We start from the raw sequence: 17,045 nt of genomic DNA, 5'->3' as shown, positions 1-17,045 counted from the left end.
GCACCCAACAGCAAGTGGCGCATCGGGTTACGAAAAGTTACGACCCCCAAATTGGGGCGGCGGATTATAGGTGCCAGTCAACTAGAGGGTCAAGGCACCTTATGTCTCTGATAGCGTTTCCTAAGGTGTTGTAGCTAAACAAGTTACGATGACTCGCCTCGGCTAGGATACGCGCATTTCGCCCTTGCTTGACGAGAGCAGAGATTTGCCAGAATCCCGGTAACAGAAACTCGTTCATCACGCTTAGTCAAGCGAAGTGCTAGTTTCACGCTCCATCCGTGTTGTTGCCGTTCCCTCTCTCAAAGTCCATACTGCCGAATCCCATAGTTGGCCACACCCCTCCCAGGAAGAGCGATTGCATGATGGAGAATCTCTCGCAACGCTTTCTGGAATGGCTCATCGACAACCGATGGTGGCTGCTGGCACTGGCGATCCTCGGTGGCGCCGGGGGCGCCTACGTCAGCCGCGATCTTCGCATGGATCGCTCATTGGAACGGATGTTTGCTCCCGACGATCAGTTGCTCGCCCCCTACCGACAATTGCAGGAAGCCTTTGGTGAGCATCCTATTGTGCTGGCCATTTATCAGGATCCCGACCTGGCGACCCTTGCGGGACTTGAGCGAATTGGCAAGCTATCCACCTCTGCCCGCGAGATTCCTGGCATCGTGGCAGTGGTTTCGCTCCGTGACGTGCCGGGGTTGTTGGATGCCGAAGGGGAAGCAATCAAGACGGATGATCGCGCGCAGCGACTTCAAGAAGTCTTTGCAGGCTACACCCATAACGAAGCAATGGACTCGGTTGGCATCGTCTGTCTTTTGGGCGAATCGAAGCTCTCGACTGGTGAGACGGTCGATCAGTTGCGCTCTCTCATTCATGCCTATCCCGGCGGAATTCTAGTAGGCGAACCCGTGCTGCTCGGCGAAGCGTTCGATCTTTTGGAAGCAGATGGCAGACGGCTTAATACGTGGTGCCTGGGTTTGTTGCTCGCGACGATCTTCGCCTGCTTTCGCGAGCTGCGTTGGTTGGTGTTACCACTCGTTCTGGTGCAGGTGGCACTTGCGCTTACGCGTGGTTTGTTGGCCATGCTGGACTTGCAACTTAGCATGGTCAGCTCGATGCTCGCTGCAATCGTGACTGTGGTCGGCGTGGCGACAGTGATGCATGTTATCGTACGATATCGTGATGAACTCGCTGCGGGCTTCGTGCCTCGCGAAGCTTTGATGCGGGCCGGGCAAATACTGTTGGCACCGGTCTTCTTCGCGTGTCTTACCGATGCAGTTGGCTTCGCGTCGCTCATGATCTCTGATGTGAAGCCGGTCGTCGACTTCGGGCTGATGATGGCGATCGGTAGCCTAATGGTGCTGGTCGCAATCGCACTGACGGCGCCGGCAATCATCTTGTTTCGGGCAGGCAAACAGCAAATCCGGGGCAATCATCCGCAATCACGTCTCACGAGCCCTTTGCAAGCGATTTACGCTTGGAGTAGTCAACATCGATTGTTGCTCACGATGGTGACTTTGTTCGTTACCAACGGCGCCGTCATCGGTGCGACTAAACTCTTGCAGGAAACGGATTTCACCAAAAACTTTCGTCAGCAGAGCGAATTGGTTCAATCCTACGAGTTCGTTGATCAGGAGTTCGGTGGTGCAGGTGTGTGGGATATCCTCATTCCTGCCCCGAGGCAATTGGATAAAAAGTACCTCACGAAGATTCTCGATTTTGAGGCCAGGCTTCGCAAAGAAGCACCGGGACTCACCCAAGTGCTTTCGCTGGCCGATGCCCTGGATGCTGGGAGCGGAGGAATTCGCAAACTAAACTTCGGGGCCGACATGGCGATTCGTGCCGGGGCGGGTCTGTTACGTGGGAGGATGCCGGAATTCATGGGGGCGATTTACAACCCCCAGGCACCCCAAGACCAATGTTATCTCCGCATCATGCTTAGAGCTCCTGAGCGATTGGGTGCCCGACAAAAGGCGGAGCTAATCGCCCAGGTCCGCAAGGTGACGGCGGAGGAGTTCCCGCAGGCGCAGGCTACGGGCTTCTACGTGTTGCTCACCCAATTGATCGAGAGTTTGCTCCGCGATCAATGGACGACATTTGCCGCGGCGACCGTAGGTATTTTCGTCGTTATGGTACTGGCGTTTCGTAGCGTGCCATTGGCACTCGTCACGCTGATTCCGAATGTTCTTCCCGTGGTGTGGCTGTTCGGTGCGATGGGTTGGCTGGGCGTACCGATCAATATGGGAGCCGCCATGATCGCGGCCGTTTCGCTCGGCTTGTCCGTCGATGGGTCGATTCACTACGTCAAGTCGTACCAACGCTTGCGTGGACTTGGTGAACCCATCGAAGCGGCTTTGCAGTCGGTGCAAGCCACTGTAGGCCGCGCGGCTGTGCTGGGAACCCTTGCCCTGGTGATCGGTTTTACGACATTGGCAACCAGTAATTTCATACCGACTGTCTACTTCGGTACTTTGGTGAGTTTGTCGATGGTTGGCGGGCTCATTGGAAATCTGGTCGTGCTGCCGTTGCTGATTCGGGCGGTGGAGAGATAGTGGCTGGTGGCTGAAGGCTAGAGATTTGAGGTGGCACGTTCTTAAACGATTCTTCGGGAATAAGAAGCCTTGCCATCCTGGCATATCAGTAGTTTGAGGGATGTATCTGAAGCTGCGATTGAGGTTGCATGGATGAATTTCTCCACTGCATCGAGCCGGATTCGGCAGGCGCATAGCGGCTAACCAGCACTCATACAGAGTTGTGTTCCCGGCCGCCGAAGCAACCCAGGTCGTCATTCGGCATCGGGGCTTAGTGTGTACATCAACACATTGAGTCCAATCCTGGCGGCGTCTTCGCGAGTGTATCCGCGGCATTCCATGGCTTCGTGTTGCTCTAGGGCACAGCTGATGTCGTAGGGTGAAAATATTACTGCCCAGCGGCCTTCGATCTGGATACCCATCAGTTCGGGTTCGACTTCGCGAGTGCGGGTGGCTAGGGGTTCGTTGGCATTCCGTTCGACGGGGTCTCGCCGTTTGACTTTGCGGATGTCGTAACCGCCAGCCGTGTCGCGGAATAATGTGTCTGTCACCGGTATGCGCACGAGTTGGGCATCGGGGAGGACCTGTTTGATCTCACGCTCGAATGCGGCGGCAAACTGGGGGCTGGCGCAAATGCTGTCAGCAAAGAGTGTGCCACCGTTGGTGAGATACTCGCGCAAGGCTTGTTGTTCCCCTGGCGTGAAGCGGAAATCGTGGCGACCATGCATGAAGGCGAGAACGAAGCGTTTCAGGCTGGGGTCATCGGGTCGAACGGGGACCTCAGCCGTGGAGATCTGTAATTTGAGTTCCCCCTGTGCGGCGGTGCGGAGCAAATTCACGAGCGCTCCGGGGGCGTCATTGCAGCCCCCCCCATGTTGTAGTTTTGCAATTTGGATTGTGCCGCGACTGCCGACGGCCGCAAGTTCTGCTGGATCGATTGCAGCGACAAAGGAAGCTTCTTTGCCCTTGGGCTCGCGATTGGTGGCATATGCCAACACGTTTACCCCCACTGCCATGGCATCCGTTAGTCGTTTCTCAATCGTTTCGGGAAATTTCGGGCGCCCTGTGCGGCCATAGAGTTCCCAATAACAAGAAAGGTCGATCTCTGAAAACACAACGCAAGTGCGGCAACCATACTCGACGGTCCAGAGTCGCCCCACATAAGGCGATTCGGGGCGCACGAGTTCTTCTACCCGCCACAGGGGATGCTCTGGACCAGCACGGCGGAGAAGGTATTCCTTCTCAGGAAAGACTTTGTCTAGGTATTTGCGAAAACCTTCTTCAAAGCGACTGCCATCGAGACAACACGCCTCGGCAAATAGGAAGCCACCGCGATCGAGATAGTCGCGCATCTTCTGTTCGGTGCCTGCTAGTTCCGGCGATTTGCTCCCAGAGAGAAACAGCACCGGGGCTTGGAGCAGGTCGTCAACCGTGGCCGACTCGAGTTTCAGTATCTGCCAAGTCAGGTCGATGTCCCACAGTTTTTCGACACGAGCCGTAAGATTGGCCATGTCGTTCTCGTGGTTGTTCCAATCCTCTCCCGGACCATGGGACAGCTTGGCCATCAGAACAGGCCGACGACCCTTAGAGAGAAACAATAGAGCCATCGGAGTGGCGACGTGTGTGCTATCTTCCGCGGTGTTTTGCCCGACCCAATTGTGGCTAAATGGGTCTTGCTGACGGATGAGATACTCAGCTCCTTCGCGGTACCAATCGTGATCGCCAATGAAGCGACGCGCAGTGAGACGTCCCACGCGTTCCAAGCCATAGAGATAGTAGAAATGCCAAACCTGGCCCATGCCCCGCCGGCCGGGATTGCGTCGGACGGAGAAGTTCCGGCCCAACCAGGTAAGTGCCCGCTCCAGCGAATCATCTTCTTCGTGAGGCTGGCAACACTGTACCAGGCCATTTTTCACGTCGGCGTCGGCAGGTCGAGCACGCTCATTGCAAATCACTGTGGCACCGATACCTGCACAGGTCATACTGCCTAGTCCCTCATCCCAGCCGATCTTGTAGCCCCACGAACCGTCAGGATTTTGGGCTCCGCTCCAATACTCCGCGGCCCTCTTCCAAGTTTCAGGTTTAACCTGGGCACCTGCCCGTTCGGCTTCGTGTAGCGCGAGTACGGCGAACTGGGAATTGCTGTTGTCGCCATCACCAGAGGGATAGGACCAGGAGCCGTTTTCCAGTTGGATCGATTCGAGCCAGTTCACGTTTCGCTGGATAAGCAACTGATCGCGTTTCGGATCCGCCGCGCAAAAGGCCATCGTTTGCAGAGCGACACTATAGGTCTTGGTTGGTGGGATATCGCGCAGATAGGCAAGGGCAGACAGAATCTGTGGGTTATTGGGTTCAACACCTGAGTTCAACAACGCAATTGTACAAAGGGCCGTCACGCCGCCGGGATAAGGAGCTAAATCATTCCAGGTGCCACGGGCCTGGTTCTGTTCTTCTAGCAAATATTTCACGCCTCCATTGATCGACTCGCGGACTTGTTCGGCCGTGAGGGGCTCAGCGAGGTCGTCAAGAAACTGGGCATGGAGCGGACGCGGCGCTGACAACTGACCGACTACTATCAGTGTGAATATCAGCAAACTACGTCGATGTCGCATCATGCTTGACCCTTTGATGAAAAGAAATTGGCCCGACACATTCTATCGTAAGCTGCGATAACTGGGAAAACAATGAGGCGGGATTTCGAGCAGTATTTCTCGTGCATTGTCGGCCTGTGAGGGGGGCTATAGAATTGGGCGGAGCATTGTTCTCAGCAGCGATGAATTAATTTAGTCATTACCGTCCTTCCCGCGCAGGCGGGAATCCAGAGCTTGTACGTGCAAACTGGTTTCGCGCCTACGCGGGAATGACGAAAAATTCGATAAGGAAAAACTCAGTGACGCGTAACCTTGGGGATATTCTCAAAGACTTTCGTCAGCATCGACTGGTCATGCAGCAGGAGCTGCAAAAGGTGATCGTCGGCCAGGATGAGGTGATTGAACAGATTTTCGCGGCAATATTCACCCGCGGTCACTGCCTGCTAGAGGGTGTACCAGGTCTAGCGAAGACATTGATGGTCAGCACGCTGGCACAGATTTTGGATCTGGGATTCAAACGGATTCAGTTCACGCCCGACTTGATGCCGTCGGATATTACCGGCACGAACGTGCTGGAAGAAGATGAACACGGCCGACGGAGCTTTCGATTCGTCGAGGGTCCGGTCTTTACAAATATCCTCTTGGCCGACGAAATCAATCGAACGCCGCCAAAGACGCAGGCTGCTTTGCTCCAGGCAATGCAAGAGCGCGAGGTTACCATCGGGCAGACGACTTATGGCTTGCCCGATCCCTTCTTTACGATTGCCACGCAAAACCCGATTGAGCAGGAAGGAACTTATCCTCTCCCCGAGGCCCAGCTTGACCGGTTCATGTTCAATATTATCGTCAATTATCCATCAGCCGAGGAAGAGCAGAAGATCTTGGCCACAACCACGCGGCAAGAAAAACCGGAAGTGAACAAGATACTTTCCGCGCGGGCGATTTTGAACTTGCAGAAATTGGTCGGTTCAGTGGCCGTGAGTGAGTTGATTATTAAGTATGTCTCGTCACTTGTGCGGGCAACTCGCCCGAGCGACACATCGGCCCCCGACTTTGTTCGCGAGTTGGTCGATTGGGGTGCGGGACCGCGTGCAGGACAGTTCCTGATTCACGGTGGTAAAGCACTCGCTGCGATGGATGGGCGCTTTACCGTAGCAATTGAAGACGTGCAGAAAGTGGCGGTTCCTGTACTCCGCCATCGCATCAGCACCAACTTCCAAGCCCAGGCCGAAGGGATGACGACCGAGAAATTGATCTCACGGCTGATGGAATCGATCCCGGTGCCAGAGATGCCGAAGTACGCGGGGTAGAATTGCATGAAATCACAAGTCTACATCGAAACAACGATCATCAGTTACCTGACTGCCTGGCGAAGTCCGCAGCTCGTGATGGCAGCTCATCAACAAGCCACTCGCGAATGGTGGGATAACGAGCGGCAGAACTTCGAACTTTTCGTGTCAGAAGCTGTCCTTGAGGAAGCATCGGCAGGGGACAACGAGGCCGCACAGAAAAGAATGGATATAGCCCGAGAAATTCTTGAACTGCAAATCACTGATGAAATCCGCGATCTCGCCAAGGCCTTGCTAAAGCACGGTATGCTACCAGAGAAAGCGGCGATCGATGCTTTGCACATTGCCACGGCAACTCTAAACGGCATGGAGTACTTGTTGACGTGGAATTGCCGCCATATTGCCAACGCCACTCTGCAGAAATCAATGCGAGAAGTCTGCGAGAGCGCCGATCTGATTCTGCCAATACTTTGTACGCCACTAGAACTCAGGGGATCTTATGATGACGAATGACGATCCAATTATACAAGAAGTCCGTAAAGCGCGGGATGACTATGCCAAGAAATTCAACTACGACCTCGATGCCATATGTAAGGACCTGCAAGAAAAACAACAGCGGCCCGGTAAACAAGTGGTCTCTTTCCCTCCAAATCGACCGGCAAAAACATCAGGTTGATGGAAACGTCCCTGGATCCATTCAAATTTGATGTCTTCTACCGTTGAAAAATATCTGAAGCCTGAAGTTGTGCGGCATATCGCGCGGCTGGATTTACGCGCGCAGTTTATTATCAAAGGCTTCTTTCAAGGGATGCACGCTAGCCCGTTTCATGGGTTTTCGGTCGAGTTCAGCGAACATCGCAAGTATGTGCCGGGAGACAATCCTTCGGACATCGACTGGTTGGTTTATGCCAAAACCGATAAATACTATGTGAAGAAGTTTGAGGCCGAGACGAATCTCACCGGCTATCTGGTCATGGACTTGAGTGCATCGATGGCGTACAGCCACGAGCAGGAACTGACCAAGTTTGAATACTCGATCTGCCTGGCGGCGGCATTGTGCTATTTGATGATTCATCAGAACGATCCGGTTGGATTGGTCACGTTCGGCGAAAAAATCGTCGATTGCCTGCCACCGAAATCGAAACGGCAACAGATCGGCAACATTCTCTCGGTACTGGCGAATCTCACGCCGCACGACCAGACGAATGTAGCCCAGAGCATTATCCAGCTCGCAGCCATGCTGAAGCACAGTAGTCTCGTGATGATCTTCAGTGATTTACTGGTGGATCCCGAACCGGTAATCGCGGCACTCAGGCGACTGCGGCATGGAGGGCACGACGTGATTCTGTTTCATATCTTGGACCAAGCCGAGGTGTCGTTTCCTTTTGAGGGGTTGGTGGAACTGCGTGATCCAGAATCACAGGAGACTATCGAGGTGGATGCCGACGCCTATCGCGCGGATTACGTGGATGAAATCCGCCGGTTTCGTTCCCAGTATGAGAAAGAGTGTCGGCAGAGCGGCATCGACTATGTGCCGCTCGATACGGGGATGCCGTTCGATCGCGCGTTGACCGAGTATCTGATCAACCGGCGCAATTGGGGATAGACCATGGGATTCCTGACGCCTGCATTGCTTGCCGGAGCAGGATTGGTTGTCGTGCCGATCATTCTACATCTGGTGATGCGCCGTCAGCCGAAGCAGGTGACCTTTCCCGCATTGCAATTCGTCAAGCGACGGCAGCAAGCGAATCGACGGCGACTTAATTTCCGGCATTTGCTGTTGCTGGCACTACGCTGTCTGTTGATTGCGGGAATTGCAATGGCACTTGCACGACCCACCTTGCGCGGCAGTGGATTGCGTGGCAAGGAGGGAGCTCCGTTGGCGGTGGCTGTGGTGCTCGATAACTCACTTCGCATGCAATATGTCGAACGGAATCAAACGCGACTGGCGTCTGCTAGTGAGTTGGCACAGTCGTTGATTAAGCAACTCCCCGATGAATCGATGATCTCGGTTATCGACTTGAGTCATGCCACGAGCAACTTTGTGGCGGACAAAGGCACGGCCGAGTCGCGTCTTGCGAGCATGCCACTCGAGAGCAATCCCCGGCCATTGGCTGATGCAGTCCGGAATGCGATCGAATTAGTTGCTGAGCATGATGATCGTCGTCAGGAGGTCTTTGTATTCAGCGATTTGGCTGCGGCTGATTTTGACGAAGCTGCTTTGGCCACGATCAAGGAATCGCTCGACGAGGCCGCTGACGTACAGATTTATGTAGTGGACGTGGGGGCTGAGTACCCGCAGAATTTGTCGCTCTCCCCGTTAAAGCTTAATGCGGTCTACCTCGGTCCGGGGGAACAATTGCGTGTGGAAGCCGAAATTCAAAGTGTTGGATATGACGAAGAGCCCCTGCTGGAATTATTTCTCGAAGACTCGGCAAACAAGCTCGTGAAACGGGGCCAGCGAATTGTGGAGCTTTCTGCGACCGGCACTGGGCAAACAGAATTCGTCTTGGGTGACTTACCTTTGGGGACTCATCAGGGAGTCGTTAAATTGGCCGCCACTGATCCCTTGCAATTTGACAATCAGCGATATTTCACAGTTGAGGTGCGCCCTGGTGCAAAGGTGCTTCTGCTTGGGGAAACAGACGCGGATACACTGTTTCTGCGTGAGGCGCTCAGCCCATCGCTATTGGGTGAGAACGTGCAGAAGAGGTTTGACATTGTCAGCGATCGATTTGCTAATGCAGCCAAGATCGACTTCGCCGAATATGACGCTGTGTGCCTGCTTGATCCCCCACCACTCACAGACGAGGCCTGGAATCATCTGGCCGACTTCGTTCGCGCAGGGGGCGGAGTTGGAATCTTTCTCGGCAATCGAGCGACCCCTAGTGGTTTCAATACCTCTGCAGCTCAGCAGTTGATGCCGGGATTGCTAAAACTCCGTTCGCGGCAGGAGACGTGGTTTCGACCGAATCGGCTCGACCATTCTGCATTGTCCGCGTTGCGGAATTATGCCGAGGAGATTCCCTGGCAGATTTACCCCGTCTGGCGCTTTTGGCAGATTGACGACTTGGCGGGCGATTCCTACGTCGTGGCCCGATTTGCCAACAATCAACCTGCTCTCATTGAGCGACCTCTCGGCCAGGGAAGGGTGATGACACTCACGACGCCGGTTTCTGATCCATTGCAACCTGCAGGTCGAAATCCATGGAATCTGCTTCCCACGCATCCCGAACCGTGGCCGTTTGTCGCACTAGCGAACAATATCGTGGGCTATTTAGCCCACAACGAAGATCACGAACTCAACTACGCTGCCGGCGAAACAGTCAACTTGAACTTGTCAGCTCGGCAGCATGTGACCGATTTCGTGTTGCGAGAACCTGAGGGTGAGGGGATCCGCCGCACGCTTCCTCCTGGCGAAGACACGATTCGGATCAGCACCACGGAGCAGCTTGGCAACTATCGGGTCGCAGCTGGCGGCCGCGAGGGCACACTCGATGGGGGATTCAGCGTGAATGCCGCCGCTGAGTTGAGTCGGCTTGAGCGCGCCGATCCTCAGGTAATCGTGGCAGCTTTTCCAGCAGGGAGAGTCCATCTGGCCAGATCACTCGACGACGTGGAGAAGTACGTAGATGTCGGTCGTAGTGGGCGAGAGCTGTTTTCGTGGGCGATCATGTTTGTAGCGCTCGTATGGGGCAGCGAACACTTGCTTTCCAATCGCTTCTATCGTGAGGAGCGACCCGCATGACCAATTGGTCCGTCGATCCAGTGGGAGGGATGTGGGTCACGGCAGGAGTGGCTGCGCTGCTTCTACTGGCGCTGTTTGTGGGACCGCGAGGACGATCTCTGCCGCCGCGACGTCGCATGACCCTCCTTATCTTGCGAGGTCTTACCGCGTTGTTACTGCTGGTGGCCATGCTGCGGCCGACTTTGGTAACGACTATTGTGAATAAAGTGCCAGGCTCACTCTTGCTGCTGGCAGATAGCTCCCGCAGCATGTCGATTGAGGATTCGCTCGGCAACCAATCTCGCTGGGATGCTCTTAAAGAGTCACTAGCTTTGGCGGAGGATCAGTTCGCCGAACTGGCTGAAAGCTGGGACGTGAAGCTCTATCGTTTTGCCGAGGAAACGGATTTAGTGAAACGCGATGACTCAGGATTTCAGTTGCCCGAAACGGCCGATGGATCACAGACGGCGATGGGTTCTGCCATCGCTGATTTACTCGACCGCGAATCACAGCAACGAATTGTAGCGATGCTGGTACTCAGCGATGGTGCGCAACGGGCGTTCCCGCCACGAGACGAACCCCCGCAAGTTGCCGTTGCGAGGCTGGCGACGGATCGTATTCCACTTTATACATTCACCTATGGCAAGCCTTCGCTGGGATTGCAATCCGATCTGCGAATCGATGATCTGCTAGTGAATAATGTTCTGTTTGCCGAAGCTCCAGCGACCATCCAGGCAACCGTCACCGCCGACGGCTATGCCAACCAAACAGTCAAGGTTCAACTCTTATGGGAAAATGAAAAGGGAGAGATGGAGGTCGTCGCAACCGAGCCTTTGCAGATTTCCGCAAATAAGCGTCAGTATCCGGTAACCCTTACGCATACGCCCCAGTCACCCGGCGAGTTCAAAATTGCCGTTGCCGTGGATGCCCCGGCGGGTGAACTTGCGACGACGAATAATTCGCAGAGTTCATTCGTCACGGTGATGAAAGGAGGGGTCAACGTACTCTACTTGGTAGGCGCACAGCGAGTCGGTGGTGGCCCCGGGATCGAGCCGCGGTTTGTTCGCACGGCACTCGCCACCTATCCAGACCTTCATGTCCGCTACGAACTAATCAATTACCGCCGACAGCAGTACGATCTACGTGAACAGCTACGCGAGGGAAATTTTGATGTGTTCCTCGTTCAGAATGTCGACTATGCGGGGTTGAGCCGCGAGACTTGGGAGATGGTTGCCGACGAAGTCGGCCAAGGAGCGGGGCTGGCGATGCTGGGGGGCTTTCACAGTTTCGGCCCAGGCGGATTTCGCAATACACCGATGGATGACATTCTTCCGGTGATCATGGGACGTGCCGAGCGGCAGAATTTTGGCGAGCCTCCCCGTGCCGATATGCACTTGGCTGGTCCCGTACGAATGAAGCCTCTTCCAATGGGAACGAGTCTGCATCCGATCTTTCAGCTAGCCGACGAGGATTCCGCCAAGCTCGATTGGAGCAAGTTGCCACCGCTGGATGGGGCCAATCGATTCGATCCTCGAGGACTCAAGCCGAATGCGGCCGTGGTTGCCGAGGCTGACGATCCTCAGCGTTCGCCGCTAGTGGTCGTGGGGGCCTGGGGGAATGGCCGGACGGCTGCTGTGGCGTTTGACACTACCTGGCGGTGGCAGATGGAGGGGCACCCTGAATTGCAAGAGCGATTCTGGCGACAGCTGGTGCTGTGGCTTTCCCGCAAAGACGATACGGGCGGCGAGGCGGTCTGGGCGCATCTCGATCAGCGTCGGTATCAGCGTGGCAGCCGCGTTGAGTTTGCTGTCGGTGCTTCCGACGAGAAACGTGAACCAATCGCATCGGCTCAATTTCAAGTGGAAATCGAAAAGCCCGATGGGAGCGTCGCGACGGTACAAGTCACGCCACGTGGCAAGGAATTCGTCGGCAGCTTCGACGAGACAACATTGCCCGGTGACTATCGTCTCACCGTTTCGGCCACATCAGGTCAAGATTATCTTGGTACCACTGAGGCCCGCTTCACGATCCCGGATCGTGACATGGAACTCGATCAACCCGCCGCGGAACCGACCTTCATGGCTTCTTTGGCCAACCTGACCTCTGACTCGGGGGGGGCAGGTCTCGCACCTGAGGAGTTGCCCGACTTGCTGGAACGCCTGCAAGAACGCTTCGAAGAATTCGAGGAAGAGGTTTCTACCCAGCAAAGCCTGTGGGATAGTTGGCCCATGCTTACGGCATTAGTAGGACTGCTGAGCACCGAATGGTTTTTACGGAAGCGCTGGGGGTTGGTGTAAGCGACATAGGTGCTGCCGCTGCGTCAGCAATTCCTGTAGACTGGTGTCTCGTCAAGACCACAACTGAATTCAGAGAAATCCAAATGCGAACCATTGCCTTGACCTCGTTGTTCTGGCTATGTCTTGGCCTCCCTTGGTCACAAGCCGAACCGGGCAAACCCGTTGCCGTGCGATGGTGGGGTCAGGCAATGGTCTCAATCGAGACCTATTGGAACTTCAATATTGTCATTGATCCCTTTAGCTTGAGTATAGGCTACGAAGATCCTGGTCTCTCGGCTGATTTGGTCCTGATTACGCACAATCATCCCGATCACAACAATCCCGACATTATCAAGGGAGAGCCAATGCTTGTTCGTGGCTTGAGGGAATCTGGAGAGTACGCTGGGATCTATCAGGTTCTAGATCGTTTTCCCAATCAACAGGATAATCGCTGGACAGATGCAAGGTTGAGAATGGCCCGTTCTCCTCACTCGGTTATCGTTACCAGCATTCCCGCTTGGCATGACGACGAGCAGGGCGCAAAGCGCGGGGCCGATACGATGTTTCTCATCGAAGTCGATGGAGTACGGATTGCTCATTGCGGTGACATTGGTCAGTCCCAGTTTACCGGTGGTCAGCTCAAGGCCATGGGTAAGGTAGACGTGCTGCTGATCCCCGTGGGAGGGACTTATACGGTCGACGGTGCTCAAGCGGCCGTGCTTGTGGAACAAGTCAAGCCCAGGATCGTAGTGCCCATCCATTTCAAGACCAAGGCGCTCAAAATCGATCTGGCCGGTGTCGAGCCGTTCCTTGCTGCGTTGGGGTCAGCCTACGAAGTTGTTCGCCCCGTGGGCAATACACTCGCTGTAAGTGCAAATAATGAAAATGTAGAATCCCCAAAAAATCGTGTCGTGGTATTAAATTATCTCCCGTGGGAAATGCCTGAGGAACTTTCTGAACTTTTCGATCTCAAAGAGGCTGCTAGCGCAGCAACGCAGGATGTCTTCGCACCTCTTAGTGCCAACCAGATGAACTTTCGCCCGTCCAACGGCACGCATACACCGCGCTGGAACGCCGAGCATATGATGGGGCGTGAATTAGGTTTCTTTACCGAGATTTTCTCCAAAGTTGACCCAGCAATTGCGAAGATCGACTTGAACCCAGCTCAGATGCCTCCTGATTACGAAGCTTCTCATCCAGACTGGAACGGCGCTGAGGAGGCCCGCCAAATCGAGCGAGTTTCGGCTCTTACTCGGCGATTTGCGTATTTGCTGGCCGAGTTGCCTCTGGACGATCAAGCCCCCGGCAGCCGCTGGACACCGCGTAAATTGCTCGAACAAATGGCCCGACATTACGGCGAGCATACGGAAAATGTAAAGCTGAAATTCGAACTTACTGACTGGCCGCAAGAGTAGTGACTATGCTGGAACTAGGCACTATTTCCTAAACATTAAGCCCATGAAATTTCCCCGAGGAATGACACTGCTGGTAATCATCTATCTCGCTATCGCGGGATATGTGCTCGTGGCTTGGCTGCCGACAATTGTTGGCGGGTACCGTACGATTTCTGATTCCTATCCGATACTGGGATACGTCTATCTGGCAGTCGTCGGGATTGGTGCTGCGGTCCTGCTGGGTGCTTCAGTTTACCTATTCCTAAAACTTTGGCGCAACTCTCGCAATAAACACCGCACCCGCGAACGGCGTCAACAAAACCCTAGTGAACTTAATAGCTCTCAGCAGCAGGCCGAGTTGCGGGAGAATATCAGCACCAGCCAGAATTTTGCCCTCGACGAAGGGGTCTCCGCTGAATTGCGGGCCGAGATTGAACGGGCGCTAGATGCGATTGAGAAGAAACATGCCGAGTGTCGGCTGGAGATTGTCGCCTTTGGCACGATATCGAGTGGGAAGTCGACACTGCTCAATGCTCTTGCGGGTCGAGAGGTATTTGCCTCGGACATCGTGGGAGGGACCACCTCCGTGCGGAGCGAGGTCCCCTGGCCGGGGAGCGAGCAGGTTGTGTTGGTCGATACACCGGGACTTGCCGAGGTCCGTGGCGAGGAGCGAGCCACCGTCGCAGCTTTGGCCGCCAAGAATGCCGATCTCGTGCTTTTAGTCGTTGATGGACCGCTCAAGTCCTATGAAGTCGATCTCGTAAAACATCTCCACGAGATGGAAAAGCGAATTATCGTCTGTCTGAACAAGGAAGATTGGTACGATACCGACGACGAGGTGCATCTCGCCTTGCAGATTTCCCAGCAACTGCCGGGCATCGAAGCAGATGATGTGGTAGCCGTTCGGGCGGCGACTGTCATGCGAGAGCGTATTCGCGTGACTTCGAATGGCGAAGAAATCGCCGAAGAAGTCGAGATGCCACCCAATGTGGCCCCGCTGGCTGAGCGACTCATGCAAATTGTTCAGAAAGACGGGCGACAGTTGCTGCTGGCGAACCTCCTGCTGCAATCGCGAGGAATTGTCGACGAATCAAAGGAGCGTGTGCGGGCGGTCCTCGATATACGGGCCAACGAAATTATCACGCGATACATGTGGGCTGCTGGTGGGGCGGCGGGAATCAATCCGTTTCCCCTTCTTGATCTCGCCGGCGGAAGCGCGATCACGATCAAAATGGTGATCGAACTGGCTCACGTCTACAAGCAACCTATCGACGCTGATGGCGTGGTGAAGATGCTCGAACAACTGGGCAAGAATCTCGTGGCGATGGTCGGGGCCACCGCCGCATCCCCCGCAGTTGCCGCAGCGATTGGCTCGGCCTTGAAAACCGTACCCGGCATCGGCACGGTTGCCGGAGGACTCGTGCAAGGAATTGTGCAGGCCCTGGTCACACGGTGGATCGGCAACGTTTTTGTGGAATACTACCGCCGCGACATGCAGGCTCCCCCCGGGGGAATGGCCGAACTCGCGCGGGACCAATGGCAGTTGCTCACTCGACCCGAAGCCTTGCGTAAACTAATTCAGCATGGCCGCAACGAGCTATCAAAATCCTTTAGCGGCGAGAGTGACCATGAATAACTCGCCCAATCCCCGCGATTCGCTCGTCACCAAGGAGGTCGACTATCAGGCAGCTGTGACCTCGGTCCGCAGGGCCATCGAAAAATATCAGGGCTGCACCGAAGGCGAACGCCGGGTGCTGGCAAGTGACTTCGACGAACTGCAGCAGATGGCCGAGAAGCTGGAAGCCGGCCGGGTGGATATTGTCGTCTTCGGTGAAATCAGCACGGGTAAGTCGGCACTGATCAATGCCTTGGTGGGGGACACCATCACCCAGGTCAACGTGCAGGGGGGGTGGACTCAGGATGTTTGGCAAGTCCCCTGGGAGGGAATTGGCTACTCTGTGCCGGGGCTGGCCAACTCGCAGGTCATGCTGGTCGACACACCTGGCCTCAATGAAGTGGACGGCAGCGCACACTCTGAGATTGCTCGTTCCGCAGCTGCACGGGCTGACTTGGTACTTTTTGTCACAGACTCGGATCTCAACGATACTGAGTACTCGGCGCTGCTGGAACTGGCTGCCAGCCATAAACCAATCATCCTGGTGCTCAATAAAGCAGACCTGTACTCCCGCCATGACCTACAGCAACTGTTGGAGTTGTTCCGGGGACGGCGGCTTGTAAACGTCGTCGATCCAGAAAACGTGGTCGTCACGCAGGCCGATCCCCGCGAGATGGAATACGTAATTGAGTCGGCCGACGGCAGCACCCGCACCGAGTGGCGAAAACCACAGCCCAAGACGAGCGAACTAAAGGAACGGATTTTGAATGTCCTCAATGCGGAGGGCAAAGCACTCATTGCGCTCAACGCCGCGATGTTTGCTGCCGACAAGGGCGATCGGATGGGTGCGATCCGTATCAAGTTGCGCGAAGCCGAAGCGTCAAAGATAATCTGGAGTTTCGCCGTTACTAAGTCGCTTGCTGTTGCGCTTAATCCTGTGCCAGCGGTCGATGTCCTCGGCGGAACTGCCATCGATGCCACCATGGTCGCAACACTGGGCAAGATCTATGGCATGAACATTACGACCTCGAATGCGCGGGCGCTGGTTACTTCGATCCTCAAGGCCGCCGGCTGGGTGATGCTCAGCGAGGCAGTGGTGAGTTACGCCTCAAGCGTATTCAAGGCACTCACGGTAGGAGTTGGCACACTGGCGACAGCACTCCCTCAGGGTGCCGCAGCGGGTTACGGTTCCTACATTGTCGGCCAGGCAGCCCGCTACTACTTCCAACACGGCGCAAGTTGGGGCGATGAATCTCCCAAGCAGGTGATCACCCAAATCCTGGCCAACACGGACAAAGAGTCAGTCCTAGAACGCTTGAAAACTGAAATCGGCAAAAAGATTTCACTCAATCGTTACGCAGGGGAGGAGTAGGGGTGGAATGCTGGTTAGCGTCTCAGACTTACTAGCGTAGGCACTGGCCCTGAATGGGGCTTCTGCTAGGATGCAATGTGAACACGGCTGACAAGTTTACTTGCCCCCAGCTTCTTACATTGACACTACTGGACCAATTTTCAGGTAGATAAATGCGCCAACACAGGACCAACCTATGCTCGCTTCTTTTAGTGTTTGTCTGTTTATTGGTCGCCTGTGCTTATTGCTCTGAGGAATGCATTGCCGGGGG

At 55.1% G+C, this 17,045-nt stretch carries 10 protein-coding genes; 9 read left to right on the top strand and 1 reads right to left on the bottom strand.

Annotated features, from left to right (window positions below; translation table 11 throughout):
* Positions 1-359: 359 nt before the first annotated feature.
* Positions 360-2,552: an efflux RND transporter permease subunit gene (locus Pla144_RS06620; protein WP_146449251.1), complete on the top strand. Its 2,193-nt coding sequence runs from the start codon at positions 360-362 to the stop codon at positions 2,550-2,552.
* A gap of 233 nt (positions 2,553-2,785) precedes the next feature.
* Here the strand turns inward: Pla144_RS06620 and Pla144_RS06615 are convergent, their stop codons facing one another.
* Complete coding sequence (locus Pla144_RS06615) at positions 2,786-5,146, bottom strand: DUF4159 domain-containing protein (RefSeq protein WP_146449249.1); 2,361 nt, start codon at positions 5,144-5,146, stop codon at positions 2,786-2,788.
* Between the two features lie 329 nt (positions 5,147-5,475).
* Here Pla144_RS06615 and Pla144_RS06610 point away from each other — a divergent pair, with 329 nt between their 5' ends.
* The 8 genes from Pla144_RS06610 (at position 5,476) to Pla144_RS06575 (ending at position 16,795) form a co-directional block, all read left to right on the top strand.
* A complete protein-coding gene (locus tag Pla144_RS06610) occupies positions 5,476-6,432 on the top strand; it encodes an AAA family ATPase (protein ID WP_391580964.1) in 957 nt (318 codons plus the stop codon).
* Between the two features lie 6 nt (positions 6,433-6,438).
* Positions 6,439-6,924, top strand: coding sequence for a type II toxin-antitoxin system VapC family toxin (locus tag Pla144_RS06605; RefSeq protein WP_146449247.1), 486 nt, complete (start codon positions 6,439-6,441; stop codon positions 6,922-6,924).
* A 193-nt stretch (positions 6,925-7,117) separates the two neighbouring features.
* Entirely contained in the window at positions 7,118-8,017 is a 900-nt protein-coding gene (locus Pla144_RS06600; protein WP_146449245.1) for a DUF58 domain-containing protein, read from the top strand.
* Positions 8,018-8,020: 3 nt separating this feature from the next.
* Positions 8,021-10,159 (top strand): vWA domain-containing protein, encoded by a 2,139-nt coding sequence (locus tag Pla144_RS06595; RefSeq protein WP_146449243.1) that lies wholly within the window; start codon positions 8,021-8,023, stop codon positions 10,157-10,159.
* On the top strand, positions 10,156-12,435 hold the full coding sequence (locus Pla144_RS06590) for a glutamine amidotransferase (RefSeq protein WP_146449241.1): 2,280 nt from the start codon (positions 10,156-10,158) through the stop codon (positions 12,433-12,435). Before Pla144_RS06595 ends, Pla144_RS06590 begins: the two co-directional genes overlap by 4 nt.
* An 83-nt stretch (positions 12,436-12,518) precedes the next feature.
* Entirely contained in the window at positions 12,519-13,829 is a 1,311-nt protein-coding gene (locus tag Pla144_RS06585; protein WP_197530440.1) for an MBL fold metallo-hydrolase, read from the top strand.
* A gap of 43 nt (positions 13,830-13,872) precedes the next feature.
* Positions 13,873-15,444 carry a YcjF family protein gene (locus Pla144_RS06580; RefSeq protein WP_146449237.1) on the top strand — a complete coding sequence of 524 codons (1,572 nt, stop codon included), beginning with the start codon at positions 13,873-13,875 and terminating at the stop codon, positions 15,442-15,444.
* A complete protein-coding gene (locus Pla144_RS06575) occupies positions 15,437-16,795 on the top strand; it encodes a YcjF family protein (protein WP_146449234.1) in 1,359 nt (452 codons plus the stop codon). The genes Pla144_RS06580 and Pla144_RS06575 overlap by 8 nt, the downstream gene beginning before the upstream one ends.
* The last annotated feature ends 250 nt before the right edge of the window (positions 16,796-17,045 follow it).

This window comes from Bythopirellula polymerisocia (assembly GCF_007860015.1).
GTDB classification, from domain to species: Bacteria; Planctomycetota; Planctomycetia; order Pirellulales; family Lacipirellulaceae; genus Bythopirellula; species Bythopirellula polymerisocia.
This window is presented reverse-complemented; position numbering and strand designations above follow the sequence as displayed.